The 14,754-nt window shown below is 73.6% G+C and carries 13 protein-coding genes; 7 read left to right on the forward strand and 6 right to left on the reverse strand.

Features of this window, described 5'->3' with window-relative positions:
- Positions 1 to 102: 102 nt before the first annotated feature.
- Complete coding sequence (locus tag ACWDBB_RS00005) at positions 103 to 1,446, reverse strand: GH1 family beta-glucosidase (RefSeq protein WP_449787422.1); 1,344 nt, start codon at positions 1,444 to 1,446, stop codon at positions 103 to 105.
- A gap of 243 nt (positions 1,447 to 1,689) precedes the next feature.
- On the reverse strand, positions 1,690 to 3,246 hold the full coding sequence (locus tag ACWDBB_RS00010) for a sialidase family protein (RefSeq protein WP_449787423.1): 1,557 nt from the start codon (positions 3,244 to 3,246) through the stop codon (positions 1,690 to 1,692).
- Positions 3,247 to 3,634: 388 nt separating this feature from the next.
- Here ACWDBB_RS00010 and ACWDBB_RS00015 point away from each other — a divergent pair, with 388 nt between their 5' ends.
- Both ACWDBB_RS00015 and ACWDBB_RS00020 read left to right on the forward strand, forming a co-directional pair.
- Positions 3,635 to 4,156 carry a SigE family RNA polymerase sigma factor gene (locus ACWDBB_RS00015; protein WP_449787424.1) on the forward strand — a complete coding sequence of 174 codons (522 nt, stop codon included), beginning with the start codon at positions 3,635 to 3,637 and terminating at the stop codon, positions 4,154 to 4,156.
- Positions 4,157 to 4,796: 640 nt separating this feature from the next.
- On the forward strand, positions 4,797 to 5,144 hold the full coding sequence (locus tag ACWDBB_RS00020; RefSeq protein ID WP_449787425.1) for a hypothetical protein: 348 nt from the start codon (positions 4,797 to 4,799) through the stop codon (positions 5,142 to 5,144).
- 155 nt (positions 5,145 to 5,299) lie between these two features.
- Here the strand turns inward: ACWDBB_RS00020 and ACWDBB_RS00025 are convergent, their stop codons facing one another.
- Entirely contained in the window at positions 5,300 to 6,724 is a 1,425-nt protein-coding gene (locus ACWDBB_RS00025) for an MFS transporter (protein ID WP_449787753.1), read from the reverse strand.
- A gap of 159 nt (positions 6,725 to 6,883) precedes the next feature.
- Between ACWDBB_RS00025 and ACWDBB_RS00030 the strand changes: the two genes are divergently transcribed.
- Positions 6,884 to 7,309, forward strand: coding sequence for a winged helix-turn-helix transcriptional regulator (locus ACWDBB_RS00030; protein WP_392875880.1), 426 nt, complete (start codon positions 6,884 to 6,886; stop codon positions 7,307 to 7,309).
- A gap of 120 nt (positions 7,310 to 7,429) precedes the next feature.
- Here the strand turns inward: ACWDBB_RS00030 and ACWDBB_RS00035 are convergent, their stop codons facing one another.
- Positions 7,430 to 8,623, reverse strand: coding sequence for an MFS transporter (locus ACWDBB_RS00035; protein ID WP_449787754.1), 1,194 nt, complete (start codon positions 8,621 to 8,623; stop codon positions 7,430 to 7,432).
- A gap of 209 nt (positions 8,624 to 8,832) precedes the next feature.
- On the opposite strand from ACWDBB_RS00035, the gene ACWDBB_RS00040 reads away from it, so the two are divergent.
- Both ACWDBB_RS00040 and ACWDBB_RS00045 read left to right on the forward strand, forming a co-directional pair.
- On the forward strand, positions 8,833 to 8,991 hold the full coding sequence (locus ACWDBB_RS00040; protein WP_449787426.1) for a hypothetical protein: 159 nt from the start codon (positions 8,833 to 8,835) through the stop codon (positions 8,989 to 8,991).
- 221 nt (positions 8,992 to 9,212) lie between these two features.
- Positions 9,213 to 9,989, forward strand: a complete 777-nt coding sequence (locus ACWDBB_RS00045; RefSeq protein WP_449787427.1) for a hypothetical protein — start codon at positions 9,213 to 9,215, stop codon at positions 9,987 to 9,989.
- A 422-nt stretch (positions 9,990 to 10,411) separates the two neighbouring features.
- On the opposite strand, the gene ACWDBB_RS00050 is transcribed toward ACWDBB_RS00045, so the two are convergent.
- Positions 10,412 to 11,035: a LysE/ArgO family amino acid transporter gene (locus ACWDBB_RS00050; RefSeq protein WP_449787428.1), complete on the reverse strand. Its 624-nt coding sequence runs from the start codon at positions 11,033 to 11,035 to the stop codon at positions 10,412 to 10,414.
- A gap of 69 nt (positions 11,036 to 11,104) precedes the next feature.
- Here ACWDBB_RS00050 and ACWDBB_RS00055 point away from each other — a divergent pair, with 69 nt between their 5' ends.
- Together ACWDBB_RS00055 and ACWDBB_RS00060 are read left to right on the forward strand one after the other, a co-directional pair.
- Entirely contained in the window at positions 11,105 to 12,022 is a 918-nt protein-coding gene (locus ACWDBB_RS00055; protein WP_449787429.1) for a LysR family transcriptional regulator ArgP, read from the forward strand.
- A 319-nt stretch (positions 12,023 to 12,341) separates the two neighbouring features.
- Positions 12,342 to 14,432, forward strand: a complete 2,091-nt coding sequence (locus ACWDBB_RS00060; protein WP_449787430.1) for a HelD family protein — start codon at positions 12,342 to 12,344, stop codon at positions 14,430 to 14,432.
- Between the two features lie 99 nt (positions 14,433 to 14,531).
- Here the strand turns inward: ACWDBB_RS00060 and ACWDBB_RS00065 are convergent, their stop codons facing one another.
- Positions 14,532 to 14,714 (reverse strand): hypothetical protein, encoded by a 183-nt coding sequence (locus ACWDBB_RS00065; protein ID WP_449787431.1) that lies wholly within the window; start codon positions 14,712 to 14,714, stop codon positions 14,532 to 14,534.
- Positions 14,715 to 14,754: the final 40 nt, after the last annotated feature.

Here is a 14,754-nt window from a genome sequence, read left to right on the forward strand (position 1 = left end):
CGCCCCCGGGGGCGCCGGGTGCGGCCGGCTCCCGCGCTGACCGCCCGCACGCGCGCGGGCGGTCAGCGGTGGTGCGCCACGGACCCGGCCGCCGGGTGCCGACTACCGCGTCCGGGAAGCCCGGTGGGCGGCGATCAGGTCCCGGTACCAGGCGTAGGAGGCCCTCGGCGTCCGCTCCTGCGTCGCGAAGTCGACGTGGACGAGGCCGAAGCGCTGGCTGAACAGCCCCTCGGCCCATTCGAAGTTGTCGAGGAGGGACCAGGTGTAGTAGCCGCGGACGTCGACGCCCTCGGCGGCGGCCCTGGCGAGGGCGTCGAGGTGGGCGGCCATGAAGTCGATGCGGGGCTGGTCGGGTTCGACGGACTCCTCGACGGAGCAGCCGTTCTCGGTGATGGTGACGGGTGGGAGGGCCGTGCCGTAGGTGTCGCGGAGGTCGAGGAGGAGGCGGGTGAGGGCGTCGGGGACGACGGGCCAGCCGAAGGCGGTGTGGGGGACGTCGGGGATGTCGACGAGGTCGAAGGGCAGGCCGGGTTCGGTGGGGGCGGCGACGCGGGTGGGGTTGTAGAAGTTGAGGCCGAGGCCGTCCAGGCCGGGTGCGTGGATGAGGTCGAGGTCACCGTCGCGCACGGCGCCGAAGATGTCCTCGAGGACGCCGAGGGCGGAGAGGTCGGGGTAGCGGCCGAGCAGGACGGGATCGGTGAACAGCCGGTTGTGGAGGGCGTCGTAGGCCCGGGCGGCGGCCGCGTCCTCGGCGGCGTCGGAGGCGGGCTCGACGGGGGTGAGGTTGTTGGAGAGCATCACCTCCAGGCCCCGCTCGTGGAGGATCGAGGCGGCCAGACCGTGGCCGAGGAGCTGGTGGTGGGCTGCCGGGAGGGCCTCGAACATCAGGGTGCGGCCGGGGGCGTGGGTGCCCAGGGCGTAGCCGAACACCGTGTGGACGAAGGGCTCGTTGAGGGTGATCCAGGCGGGGACGCGGTCGCCGAGGCGGTCGGTGACGATCCCCGCGTACTCGGCGAAGCGGTACGCGGTGTCGCGGTTGAGCCAGCCGCCGCCGTCCTCCAGGCCCTGCGGGAGGTCCCAGTGGAAGAGGGTCGGCAGCGGCGTGATGCCGGCCTCCGACAACGCGTCCACCAGGCGGTCGTAGAAGGCGAGTCCGGCCGGGTTGACGGCGCCGGCGCCGGTGGGCAGGACTCGGGACCACGAGACGGAGAAGCGGTAGCCGTCCAGCCCGAGGCCCTTCATCAGGGCGATGTCCTCGGGGTAGCGGTGGTAGTGGTCGCAGGCCACCGCGCCGGTGTGGCCGTCGCGGACGGCTCCCGGCCGGGCGGCGAAGGTGTCCCAGACGGAGGGCCCGCGGCCGTCCTCCTCCACCGCCCCCTCGATCTGGTACGCGGCGGTGGCGGCACCCCAGCGGAATCCCGCCGGCAGGTCGTAGCGGTCCGACATGACAGCCTCCTGAGTAAACGTGAGGGTCACTCATGTTACTGGCGCGGAATCGAAACGCCAGAGGGCGAACAGGATGCCCGGCGGGAGCCCTTCCCTCTCGCGTTGCCCCGCAGGACGGCCCAGGGGCGACGGATCACCTGCGGTTCGGAGCGCCGGAGGACGTCGACAACTGCCGTGCGGGGAAGGGCCCGTCCTCCCGGCGGGGCGGGAGGACGGGCCCGGTGGAAGGACGGACCGGAGCGGTCAGTGGCGGGTCAGCGGCGGGAGGGGCCGCTCGTGGTCGGGCGAGGTGGAGAGGACCGGGCCGGTGCTCGACGGGGTGGTGCCGGCGCGGACGGGCAGGCCGCCCGGGACGGCGTACATCGCCTCGTCGAAGGCCCGGCCGTCGGCCGGGGCCCTGCCGACCGCGAAGACCGCCACCGCCCTGCCGTCGAGGACGGAGGTGGAGAGGTAGTCGCCGACCATGCTGCCCCCGGTCGTGGCGGCGATCCGGGACAGCGGCATCGGGCCGGCGACGGTCAGCGGTGTGCTCCAGGTGGCGCCGCCGTTGGCGGAGGAGATGTATCCGACCTCCAGCCGGCAGGTGACGTCGGTGCAGTCGGCTTCCGGGTAGAAGTAGTAGTACAACCCGAGCTTGGCGGTGGGGCCGGCAGTGGCGCGGTCGACGCCGAGGCCGGGCAGGAAGTGGTCCGCGCCGCTGGTGGTGGGGTCGATCGGCACCCTGGTCACGGCGGACCAGCTGGTGCCGTCGGGCGAGGTCGCGTAGACGATGTCGTTGACCGGGCAGCCGGCCCGGAAGCGGCAGTCCTGCCAGGCGACGTAGACCCTGCCGTCGGCGTCGATCTCCGCCGAGGGCAGGCCCTCGCCGTCGCGCAGGCCGCCCGCGACCTCGTGCGCGGAGACGTCCGCGACCAGGACCGTGGAGCCCCAGGACCTGCCGCCGTCGGTGGAGGTGAAGGAGCGGATCGAGGTGGTGTCGGTCGAGAAGGGGACCACGACCGTGCCGTCCGGCCGCACCAGCGGCTGGCCGCCGAGGCCCAGGTTGACGCCGGACGGGGAGGCCGGGGCGGACCAGGTGGAACCGCCGTCCCGCGAGACGGACATGACCATCAGGTCGTCGGAGGACGGGATGTCGACCTCGATGTAGCAGGTGCCGAAGTATCGGCTGGTCGGAGTGTTGTCGCAGACGATCCACTCCTTGTCGTAGGCCTGGCCGTCGAAGCCGACCGCCGGCACCGGCTCCCGCCAGCTCCGGCCGTCGGCGGAGCGGCTGACGGTCACGCCCACGGGGTTGCGCCCCGAGTCGATGACCAGGCCGGCGACCATCCAGGTGCCGTGCCTGGCGTCGTAGGCGACCGACGGGTCGGAGGCGCGGGCCCAACGGCCGCCCTGCTGGACGGTGAGGCCGGGCAGCATGCCCTGCCGCCAGCTGACGCCGCCGTCCATCGAGGTGCTCCAGCCGAGGCCGGCCGCGCCGCCGTCGACGAACCGCCCGACCTGGAAGGAGGAGACGATCGTGCCGCCCTGGGCGAAGGTGTCGGGCTCCACCTCGGTGGCGTGCTGGCTGCCGGTGTCGGTGAGCGGGTCGGCGCCCACCCGGACCAGGCTCGGCCCGACGGCGGCGGTGTCCGGGGTGGGCGTCGCCGCGACGGCGGCGGCCGGGGTGGCGGCGGCCGGGGTGGCGGCGGCGCTCGCGGCCGCCGGCGCGGTGCTCCAGGCGGCGCCGGCCAGGGCGAGGGCGGCGGCCGCGACGGCGGCGAACGGCCGCCGCCAGGGGGTGGGGGTGCGCGGGTGCTTCATCCGAAGCTCCTTTGCGTGGGGGTGGGAGTACGGACGACGGGCGCGGTCCGGGGGCACGGCGCCCACCCCTGCTGGTGCGTACGGTCAGAGGAGCGCGGCGTCGGACCGAGCGTCCGGGGATGTCCGACGGTGATGGCGGCCGTCCTCCGGACCCGGCCGGAGGAGGGCATGCGGCGGCCGGGGAGCGCCCGGCGGACGAGAAGTGGAGGACCTTCGTGCGGAAGCGCACGTATGGTCGCAAATCGGTAGTGTGAGCCCGGCCATGACATCCCACAAGATGTGTGACCGAACTCACGGAAAATCAGGCCCGGCGCCCATCACGCCGGATCTCCGGGGCGAATACCGGTGGTTTGTCATCCGTTTTCGGCGGCCCGGACGTCCTGGGGACATGAAGCGCGAAGCGATCCGCCCGGGGGGCTCCGGGCCCGACCCGTTCGACGAGTTCGTCGCAGCGCGGTACCAGGCCCTGCTCCGGGGGGCCTACTTGATCACGGGGGACGTCCACGACGCCCGCGACCTGCTGCACGACGCCCTGGCCCAGGTGTATCCGAAACGTTCGGCGATCCGGGACGTGGCGGCGAGCGAGGGGTACGTCCGCAGGACGATGGTCCGCACCCACGTGTCGCGATGGCGGCGGACCAGACGCGAGGTGCTCACCTCCGCGCTGCCGGACGGGCCGGCGGCCCAGGAGACCGAGCGGGACGACGAACTGGCCGCGGCACTGGCCGGGCTGCCGCGACGGCAGCGGGCGGCCGTGGTGCTGCGCTACTACTTGGACCTCCCGGTGGCGCAGGTGGCGGAGGAGCTGGGGTGTTCGGTGCCCACGGCGAAGACTCACCTGGCGCGCGGGATCAAGGCGCTTCGACAGGAGATGGAACCGGTGGAGGAGTTGGTGAGTCGTGAGCGCTGAGGACAGGTTCGAGGAGGAGCTGGTCACCCGGCTCGGAGCGCATGCCGCGGGAATCGGTGGCAGCCCGCCGCTGACCGAGCTGCACGAGGCCGGGCGCCGCCGGGCCCGACGGCAGGCGGTCGTGCGGGGAGTCACGGCGGTGGCGGTGCTGGCCGTCGGAGCGGGGGCGTTGACACAGCTCGTCGGCGGCCTCGGGGCCGGCCGCACGGGCGCGGCCGGGGCGGGCCCGGGCACGACGAGTCCGACACCGAGCGCGACGGCGCCGGGACGCGTGACCGTGATGCTGAACTGCACGAACGGGCCCTCGTCGATGCGGACGCCGGGCTGGCACCAGCACGGCGCCCGGCTGCTGCCGAGTCCGCCGTCGGGCCACCCCTCGGGCGGAACGCCGTCGTCCGGCCTTCCGGCGACGGACCAGCCCTCGTCGGGGATGCCGTCGACCGGCGGCCCCACAACCGGGGCCCCGACAACCGGCGGCCCCCCAACCGGGGCCCCGAGCTCCGACGCCCCGTCCAGGCCCGGCTCGCCGTCGACCTGGCCCACGGCCTCGGGCTCGCTGTCACCGTCGTCATCGTCGGTGTCGGCGGATCCGGCGGAGCTCGCCCTGAACCAGGCGGGTCAGGCCATCGAGGGACTGGCGATGACCGACTACCCCGACCAGTACTTCGGCACCTGCCGCGACCGGAGCACGAACACGCTGTACGTGATGCGCGTCCCCGGCAGCGGACTGGACGCCGCCGTGACCCGCATGGCGGCACCCCCGGTGAAGGTGGCGTTCGCCGACGCGGCCGGCTCCCGCGGCCAGCTCATGACGTTCCTGAACCGGATCCGCGCGGACACCGAGGAGTGGCAGGCCAAGGGTGTGGAGATCGAGGGGCTGACGCTCGCCATCGACGGTAGCGGCGTGATCGTCGACACCCCGCAGTGGCAGTCCGCGGCTGCGGACATCAAGGCGAAGTACGGTCCCCTGGTGGCCGAGGTCCGCTGACGGTCGGCGCCGTAACATCCCTTGCCGTCAAGCGACTTGACGCCAGGGACCACAGCACCGGACCACCGGACCACTGCTGACGGCAGGCCCCGCACCCCCACGTGCGGGGCCTGCCGGCGCTGCACCGGTGCCCGGCCTGGCGTCCCGGAGAGGCCTCAGGAGACGAGCGCCTCGTCCTCGCGCGCCCCGGCCACGGGAGCGGCGACGACACGCTTCCGGCCGAGGCCGAAGGCGGTGACGACCGCACCGAGGAGCACCGCGCCCACCGGCACGGCGAGCGCCGCGTGGAAGCCGTCCAGCTTGTCCCGGACGGTGCCGTCGGCCTTGGTGGCGGCCAGGTTGACGGTGGTGACGACGGAGAGGCCGAGCGCCGCACCGAACTGGAACGAGGTGTTGACCAGGCCGCCGGCCAGGCCCTGTTCCTCCTCCTCGATCCCGTCGGTGGCCGCGATGGTGAGCGGGCCGTAGGCGAGCGAGAAGGCCATGCCGGTGAGGATCATGGTCGGGAACATCGCCGCGTAGCTCCAGTCGAGGCCCACCGGCAGGAACAGCGCGTAGGACACCGCGGCCAGCAGGAAGCCGCCGAGGATGACCTTGACGTTGCCGAACCGGTCGACCAGCTTCGGAGTCAGGGTCGGGGCGAGGATCGCGTCGCATCCGACCGCCAGCAGGGCGAGACCGGTCTGCAGCGAGTTCCAGCCGCGCAGGTCCTGCAGGAACAGCGTGACCACGAACTGGAAGCCGAAGAACGAGCCGGCGAAGAGCATCGCCCCGAGGTTGGCGCGCACCAGCGGGCCGGAGCGCAGGATGCCCAGCCGCACCAGCGGGGTGGCCGAGCGCTGCTCGGCGACGACGAACAGCACCAGCAGGAGCAGGCCGCCGCCCAGGATCGCCAGGGTGACCCCCAGCTCGGCGTCGGACTCGCCGAAGCGGACCACCGCGTAGACGAGCAGCAGCATCGCGCCGGTCGCGGTGATCGCGCCCAGGACGTCGAACTTCTCGTTCGGGTCGCGCTGCGGCGGCGCCTCCCGGGGGATCAGCGCCAGAGCCCCGAGCAGGATCGATCCTGCGAGGATCACCGGGGCGAAGAACACCCAGCGCCAGCTGATCCCGGTGAGCAGACCACCGACCACCAGGCCCAGCGAGAAGCCCGCGGCCGCGGTGCCCGCGTAGAGCAGCAGGGCCCGGTTGCGCTGCGGGCCCTCCGCGAAGGAGGTCGTGATGACGGCCAGGCCGGCCGGCGTCATGAAGGCCGCCGACAGACCGGTCACGAAGCGCGCGAGGATCAGGATCCAGCCCTCCGTGGCGAATCCGCCGAGGCCGGAGAAGAGCACGAAGGTGGTCAGCCAGAACAGGAACATCCGCCGCCGGCCCAGAAGGTCGGCGGTGCGGCCGCCCAGCAGCATGAAGCCGGCGTAACCGAGGACGTAGGCGCTCAGCACCCAGCTGAGCGCTCCGGTGGACATGCCCAGGTCGGCGCGGATGGAGGGCAGCGCCACGTTGAGCATCGCGACGTCGATGCCCTCCAGGAAGATGGCGCCGCACAGGACGATCAGTACACCCAGGGATCGGCCGGTGATCCGGCCTGAGTCGCCTTCCGGCGATGCGGTTCGGGTTGACACGGAGTTCTCCTTGCGAGGCGTCACGGAGCCCGGGACCGGACGGCCGGGGTCGGTTCCCGCACGGCCTGCCAGTTCCCTCTTGTAAGCAGTCGCCATCCTGCGGCAGCATGAGGAACCGTGGAAGAAGGCACTTCGAAGTTACCGACGCACTGCACGGATACCGACGGCGACTACGCGGTCCTGCAATGGGACACGCGTGAGGACTGCGAAGTCCGCCAGATCCTCGACCGGATCGCCGACAAGTGGTCGCTGCTGGTCATCGCCCTGCTGGACCGGCGCTCCCTGCGCTTCACCGAACTGCGCCGTGAGATCGACGGCATCAGCCAGCGGATGCTCACCGTGACGCTCCGCCAGCTGGAGCGGGACGGCCTGGTCAGCCGCACCGTGCATCCGGTGGTCCCGCCCCGGGTGGACTACGAACTCACCCCGCTCGGGCGCACCCTGCACTCGACGATCCAGTCCCTGGTGGTGTGGACGGAACAGCACCAGAACGAGATCGCCAGGGCCCGTTCCCGTTACGACATCCGGTCCGACGCGCCCTGACTCCCGGCGTCCTCGGTGGCGCCGGCCAGGCCCCGTCCTCGACCGGGCGCGGCTGGTCGGCCCCACCCGCCGAGGGCGGAACCGCCGTACGTCATACGCCGCCCGCCGCCCGCACCCCGATCAGGCGAGGTCGCGCACCCGGCGGATCGGACCGACCAGCAGGATCGCCGGACCGGCCAGGCCGCACACGGCCAGCACCACCAGGGCCGTGCGCGGCCCCCAGGCGGTGGAGGCCGCGCCGGCCAGCAGCGCGCCGACCGGGGTGGCGCCCCAGGAGACGAACCGGACGGTGGCCATCACCCTGGGGAGCAGCTCCGCCGGGGCGTGGGTCTGCCGGTGGGTGCGGGCGACGATGCTGGTGACCACGACGCCCGCCGAGAAGCCCGCGTTGCCGACGGCGAAGACCAGCACCGCCCAGCCCGAACTCGCCGCCGGGAGCAGGAAGGTGAAGAGCGCGGCCACCAGCGCCGCCCACCGCAGGGCGCCGCCGCTGCCGATCCTGGACACCACCCGGGGTGTGAGGGCGGCGCCGGCCAGACTGCCCAGGCCGCCGGTGGCCATCAGGGCGCCGACGGCGGCGGCCGGCGCGTCGAGGGTGTCGATCAGGAACACCGGAGTGAGCGTCATCAGCCCGCCCGCGACGAAGTTGACGACGGCGGCGTCGGCGGCGCACGGCCCGATCACGGGGTGGCGGGTGACGAAGTGCCAGCCCTCGCCGATCTGTTCCCGCATCCCCGCGCCGGCCGGCCGCCCGGCGGGCCGCTCCGCGCGCGGCAGGCTGCGCAGCAGGGCGGCCGAGACCAGGTAGCTGACCGCGTCCAGCACCATCGCGGCCGCACCGCCGACGAGTTGGACCAGGACCCCGCCGAGCGAGGGGCCGGCCAGCTCGGTCGCCGCGCTGCTGCCGGAGAGCAGGCTGTTGCGGGCGGTCAGCTCCTCCTTGGCGACGATCGAGGGCAGGAAGGTGGAGTTGCCGACGTCGAAGACCACGCTCGCCAGCCCGACCAGCAGGGCCACCGCGACCAGGTGCGGCAGTCCGAGCACCCCCAGCGCGGCCGCCACCGGCACCGTGGCCACGGCCAGCGCGCGCACCAGGTCCATCACCACCTGGGTGCCGCGCAGCGGGAGCCGGTGGACCAGGACGCCGGCCGGCAGCCCGACCAGCAGCCAGGCCAGGTACCCGGCGCCGGTGACCAGGCCGACCTGCCAGGCCGTCGCATGCAGGGTGAGCACGGCGATCAGCGGCAGGGCGACGGCGGTCACCTGGTCCCCGAGCCGGCTCACCAGCGATCCGGTCCAGTAGCGCCGGAACACCCCGGCGGACGTGCGGAGTTGCGCCTCCCATCGCGCCTCCCGTTGCGCGTTCCGTTCCGCCCCCGAGCGGTCCGTCGTGACCGCCGTCCGTACCGTCACATCCACCCTCGGTCCCACCCCTTCTGTCGCCAACCGGCCCACCCACCGGGTGGGGGGAGTCCCCGGCACGGCCGACACGCACCCCTGAGTCCGACACCGACCGTGACCGAGTGGCCGAATCCACCGCCCGCGACGCCCGGGCCCACGGCTGCGGCACCCAACGCCCCTACTGGACGGCCGCGTTGGCGGAGTCCGCCACGCGGCGATCGACCCAGCGGGGATCGGCCGAGGACGCACCCACCCTGATCGACGGGCTCCTCGCACACTGACGGCAGGCCGTCACCGGCCCCGCTCCGACGCACCGGGCGTCCGCACAGCCGCCCGGGTCCTGACGCGTCCCTGCCCAACTCTCCCGACACTCACACCCCAGGCGTCGACAACACTCGGCAGGACCGGGCCCCGGACAGAGCGGTTGCACCGCCGTCCGACAGGATGGGGTGGGTCAGCGAACGGAAGCGGAAGCGGAAACGGAAGCGGAGGAGGAAAGCCGATGTCGAGGTACGACATGCTCGTCGTCCTGCCACCGATGGCGCCCGAGCGGTACCGCAAGGCCCTGATCGCCGCCCTCGCGCCGTACCACAGCGAGCTCGAAGTGCCCCCGTACCGGGACTACGAGCCGGCGGACCCGAACAGCGCGTACTGGGTGCGGGCGAACAAGGAGCGCGGCATCCTGCCGGACCGGGACCGCCTCGGCTGGGCCGAGGTCGCCGACGTGATGAACTCCCGGACCGGACGAACCCCCGGTGACGACGGCTATCTTCACGTCGACGGGACCGGGCGCGGATACTTCCTCAGCACCCGCAATCCCCGCGGCGAGTGGGACGGCCTGTCCCTGCGCATCGAGGGCCCGCGCCTGCTGCACCGGCCCGACGCCATCGCGGACCCGCGACTGGTCAAGCACCTCTACGCCGAACCGCCCCAGGGCCGCGACCTGCTCGGCGGCCTTCCCAACCGGTGCGACGGCGGCCCGCGCGGACTGCTCGACTTCGAAGCGCTGCGCGCCGCACACGAACGCCTCGCCGCGGCCCGGCACGACGCGTGGGCCGCGGGCGGCGACGAACCGTGCGACTGGCCGTTCCGGTTCACCGAGGACCGGGCCCGGAACATCGCACGGGCCCGCGCCACCGCGGTGCCCGGCCACGCGCTGCTGCGGCTCGACGGCTCGTGGGCCGACCACGACGACGCCGGCTACCTGCCGGACGCCAACGCCTACCTGGACGCCCTGGCCCCGGAAGCCGTCGTCCTGGACGTGTACTGCCACTGCTGACGGGATGCCGGGGCGGCGGGCCCGGAACCCGAAACCCGCCGGACCCCGGTCGGATCGGAGTTCAGGACCGCTACGCGATGGGGCCGATCAGCCGGTTCTCCTGCCCGGCGACGGGGCACGCCGCCCCGTCAGGACTTTCGGCGCACGTTAGGTCGAAAATGAACGGCGCGACAATTGCTTTCCGGGAAAATCACGCCTTCGATGGAAGAACGCGCCATGAACGCATGATCTGCGCGCGCGAGGATAGGGCAGCACGGCGCCGTGCCGGTCGACGCGGACGACTCGGCTGAGCCGCCCGGGCTCTCCTCGGGGTCGCCGTCGGTGGGGTCGCCGTCGGTGATGACGCCGCCGTTGCCGAAGCCGATCCACCGGGAGATGCCGCCGAAGGCCTCGGTCCGACGGCCAGGGCGCCTCGGACCGCCCTACGCCCCGGCGACGAGCATCCCGCCCATCACCAGCATGGTCACGGCGACCAGCCCGTCCAGCACCCGCCAGGCCTTCGGCCGGGACAGGACGCCGGTCAGCAGCCGGGCGCCGAAGCCCAGGGCGGCGAACCAGCACAGGCTGGCCAGCGCCGCGCCCGCGCCGAAGGCCCAGCGCAGGTCGCCGCGGTCGGAGGCGAGCGAGCCCAGCAGGAGCACGGTGTCGAGGTACACGTGCGGGTTCAGCCAGGTCATGGCGAGGCAGGTCAGGACCGCTCGCCGGACGGAACCCGTCTCCGGTCCGCCTCCGGTGAGCGCGGCCGCCGGATCCGGGCGCAGCACCCGTCGGGCCGCCAGGAAGCCGTAGCAGAGCAGGAACGCCCCGCCGACCAGGCCCACGGCGGTCAGCGCCGCCGGCCAGGCCGTGACCACGGTGCCCACCCCGGTCACGCCGAGCGCGATCAGCGCCGCATCCGAGAGGGCGCAGATGGCGACCACCGCGAGGACGGCGTGCCTGCGCGCGCCCTGGCGCAGGACGAAGGCGTTCTGGGCCCCGATGGCCACGATGAGGGAGAGTCCGGTTCCGAATCCGGCGATCACGGCCGCGATGGTGCTGCTGTTCATGGCCTCGACCGTATGGACGGCGTATCGGTGAGTACAGCTAAAGATTCTTACGTATCCTTAGCAGTAGTTATGGACGAGCTTCCCCTGGACCAGGTCCGGACCCTGCTCGCGGTGGTCGACGAGGGCACCTTCGACGCCGCGGCCGCCGCCCTGCACGTGACCCCCTCGGCCGTCAGCCAGCGCGTCAAGGCCCTGGAACAGCGCACCGGGCGGGTCCTGCTGCTGCGCACCAAGCCGGTACGGCTCACCGAGTCCGGCGAGGTGGTGGTCCGTTTCGCCCGCCAGCTGGCCCGCCTGGAAGGCGACGCCCGCGCCGAACTGGGCCTGGCCGCCGAGCAGGGCCCGGCCCGGGTCCCGATCGCGGTCAACGCCGACTCCCTCGCGACCTGGTTCCTGCCCGCGCTCACCCGGGTGCCGCAGGACCCTCCGATCTGCTTCGAGCTGCACCGGGAGGACGAGGCCCACACCACCGCCCTGCTGCGCGAGGGCCAGGTGATGGCCGCCGTCACCTCCTCGCCCGACCCGGTGGCCGGCTGCACCGCGCGGCGGCTCGGGCTGGCCCGCTACCTGGCCGTGGCCACACCGGAGTTCGCGGCCCGGCAGCTCACCGGGGACCTGGCCGAGGACCTGTGTCACGCCCCCACCGTGGTCTTCGACCGGCGCGACGAGCTCCAGGACGAGTTCGTCCGGTCCCTCACCGGGGGGCGCTCGGGCGCCGGGCGGATCCGCCACCTGGTGCCCGCCTCGGACGGGTTCCGGGACGCGGTGGCCGCCGGTTTCGGCTGGGGCCTCGTGCCCGAACCGCAGGCCGAGCCGCTGCTGCGGTCCGGCCGACTGGTGGAACTGGCGCCCGGTCGGCCCATGGACGTCGCCCTGTACTGGCAGCAGTGGAAGCTGGATTCGCCCGCCCTGTCCACGGTCGCCGAGGTCGTCGCGACGGCCGCCGCCGAGGCCCTGCTGGCCGAACCCACCCGCCGCCGGCCATAGCCGGCCCTGGATGCACGGCGCACGGCCAGGCCGCTGCCGGTGACGGCCGCGCGCCCGCGCGCAGAGGGCCGAGGGCCGAGGGCCGCGAGGCGGACTGCCACCGGGCTGCGACGAGGAGCGGCACAAAAGGGAGTGACACCGGAAGCGCGTTGCCGCGCAGCGGATCCACGGCGGCCCGGCGGGCGCGCGGCCGTTCCCGGAATTCCCCGGAAATCCGCACCGCCGGAAATCGAAGGCCACATCAGTGCCGGAAAATCAACATTTACTTTCCCGGAATCGCTCTGCATAGTGGTGGGTCGAATCGAGAGGGGGCTCTTCCTTGTCGCAGATCCACGGCAACGCCGCACAGCAGGTGGAGCTGGAACGGGTGCAGGTGTCCGTCATCGGCGAGCTGTTCGACGAGCGGCTCGCCGGGGCCCGGGCGCAGCTGGGCCGGGTGCTCGCGTCGGCGGCCGGCAGTGCGGGCGAGGTGTACGAGCGGGAGGTGGCGGCCGGGCGGCTGGCGGGCGAGGTGCGCCGGCTGGAGGGCGCCGAGGGAGGGCTGGTCTTCGGCCGGATCGACCTCGCGGACGGGACGGTGCTCCGGATCGGTCGGCTGGGCCTGCAACGGGACGAGGACGAGCTGCCGCTGCTGGTGGACTGGCGGGCGGAGGCGGCACGGGCCTTCTACGAGGCGACGCCGGTGCACCGGATGGGGCTGCGCCGGCGCCGTCATCTGAGCCTGGCAGGCCGCACGGTGGTCGGGGTGAGTGACGAACTGCTGGACGGCTCGGAGCCGACCCGCGGGGACGTCGTCGGTGACGGCCCGTTGGCGGCGGCGCTGCAGGAGCGGCGCACGGGTCGGATGGGTACGGCGGTCGCCACGCTCCAGGTGGAGCAGGACGCGATCGTCCGGTCGTCGCACCGCGGGGTGACGGTGGTGCAGGGCGGGCCGGGCACCGGGAAGACGGTGGTGGCGCTGCACCGCGCCGCGTACGTGCTGTACGCGTTCCCGAAGGCGGCCGAGCGCGGCGTGCTGGTCCTGGGGCCGAACGCGCGCTTCCTGGACTACGTCTCCCAGGTGCTGCCCTCGCTCGGGGAGAACGACGTCGTCCTGGCGACGTGTGCGGAGCTGGCCGGTGTCCGGCCGGGTGCCGTGGACGGGTTCGGGGTGGCGCGTCTGAAGGGCGGTGCCGAACTGGCCGACGCGCTGGTTGGGTCGGTCCGCGCGCGGCAGGCGCCCTGCGGGGACTTCACCGTCCGGGTCGGGCAGGAGTGGGTCCGCCTGGCGGAGGGAGAGGTCGCCGGGGCGCGCGAGGCGGCGCGGGCGAGCGGACTCGCCCACAACCGGGCGCGCCGGCTGTTCCTGGAGCTGCTGGTGGACGCTCTGACCGGCGCGCTGGCCCGCGGCATGGCCGAGGACCTGGAGCGCATCGACGCCGAGGTCGCCCAGCTCACCGGCGTCGACTTCGACAAGATGGCGGCCCGGGACCTGCGCAACCTCGGCATCGACGGCGAACCCTCCACCGGGGCCGACGAGTTCGACGCCGACGCCGTCCGGTCCGCGCTCCTGGACGACGCGTACGTGGACCGGGCCGTCGAGGAGCTCTGGCCGCGGCTGGTGCCCGGCGGGGTCGTCGACGCCCTGCTGGCGGACGCCGACGCACTCGCCGAGTACCTGCCGCACCTCACCGACGACGAGCGGGCGTCGCTGCTGCGCTCCCCCGGCGCGCCGTGGACCGAGGCCGACGTGCCGCTCCTCGACGAGGCGGCGAGCCTGGTCGACGGGCCGCCCGAGCAGGACTTCGGGCATGTCGTCGTCGACGAGGCGCAGGAGCTGACGGCCATGCAGTGGCGGATGATCGTGCGCCGGTGCCCGGGGCGGTCGATGACGCTGGTCGGTGACTTCGCGCAGGCGGGCCCGGCGGCGACCGCGCGGGACTGGGACGAGGCGCTCGCCCCGCACCTCGGCCGGCGCTTCGACCTGCGGACGCTGACCGTCAGCTACCGGACCACACAGGAGATCCTCGCCACCACCGGGGAGTTGCTCCACCGGATCGCCCCGGCGCAGCCGCCGGTCCGGTCGATCCGGCACGGCGACGAGCCGCGGTCCGTCGCGGTGGCCCCGGAGCGGCTCGTCGGCGAACTCGTCCGCGAGCTGCGGGCGCAGGCCGCCGCGCACCCCGGCGAGCTGCTCGGCGTCGTCTGCGCGGACGGCCGGGTGGCGGAACTGGCGGCCGCCGGAGTCGAGGAGTACGCCCGGCTGGTCCCGGCGTCGGAGGCGCGCGGCCTGGAGTTCGACGAGGCCGTCGTGGTGGACCCGGAGGGGATCGTCGCGGCCCGTCCCGCGGGCGAACGGGACCTGTACGTCGCCCTGACCCGCGCCACCAAGCGGCTGTGCACGGTCGTCGTCCGGGGGTCACGGGCGTAGCGGGACGTCCGGCGCGGCCGGGCCGGGCGGTGACCGTCCGATCCGGTTGATCCGGTTGATCTGGCTGCTCCGGTTGCTCCGATGTGACGAAGCCCGTCGTCACCGTCGTTGCTGCATCGCGCGGTCTTCTGCCGCGCGTCGCTGCCGGTCTGCCCTGTCCTTCGCCGCGTCCTTGCGGGCCTGGGCCGCGTCGGGGGGCTCCACGACGTGATTGCAGTTGCCGCAGACGTAGCCCCCGCGCGGGCCGTAGATGATCTCCGCTCCGCACTGGGCGCAGTTCATGCCCGATACGCCCACCTCCCGAGTGGTGACCTCTCGGGAG

The sequence above is a fragment of the Kitasatospora sp. NPDC001095 genome (assembly GCF_053598615.1).

Coding starts and splice junctions, on each gene's coding strand:
- ACWDBB_RS00005 (WP_449787422.1), bottom strand. CDS start 1,446: ATGTCGGACCGCTACGACCTGCCGGCGGGATTCCGCTGGGGTGCCGCC.
- ACWDBB_RS00010 (WP_449787423.1), bottom strand. CDS start 3,246: ATGAAGCACCCGCGCACCCCCACCCCCTGGCGGCGGCCGTTCGCCGCC.
- ACWDBB_RS00015 (WP_449787424.1), top strand. CDS start 3,635: ATGAAGCGCGAAGCGATCCGCCCGGGGGGCTCCGGGCCCGACCCGTTC.
- ACWDBB_RS00020 (WP_449787425.1), top strand. CDS start 4,797: ATGACCGACTACCCCGACCAGTACTTCGGCACCTGCCGCGACCGGAGC.
- ACWDBB_RS00045 (WP_449787427.1), top strand. CDS start 9,213: ATGTCGAGGTACGACATGCTCGTCGTCCTGCCACCGATGGCGCCCGAG.
- ACWDBB_RS00050 (WP_449787428.1), bottom strand. CDS start 11,035: ATGAACAGCAGCACCATCGCGGCCGTGATCGCCGGATTCGGAACCGGA.
- ACWDBB_RS00055 (WP_449787429.1), top strand. CDS start 11,105: ATGGACGAGCTTCCCCTGGACCAGGTCCGGACCCTGCTCGCGGTGGTC.
- ACWDBB_RS00065 (WP_449787431.1), bottom strand. CDS start 14,714: ATGAACTGCGCCCAGTGCGGAGCGGAGATCATCTACGGCCCGCGCGGG.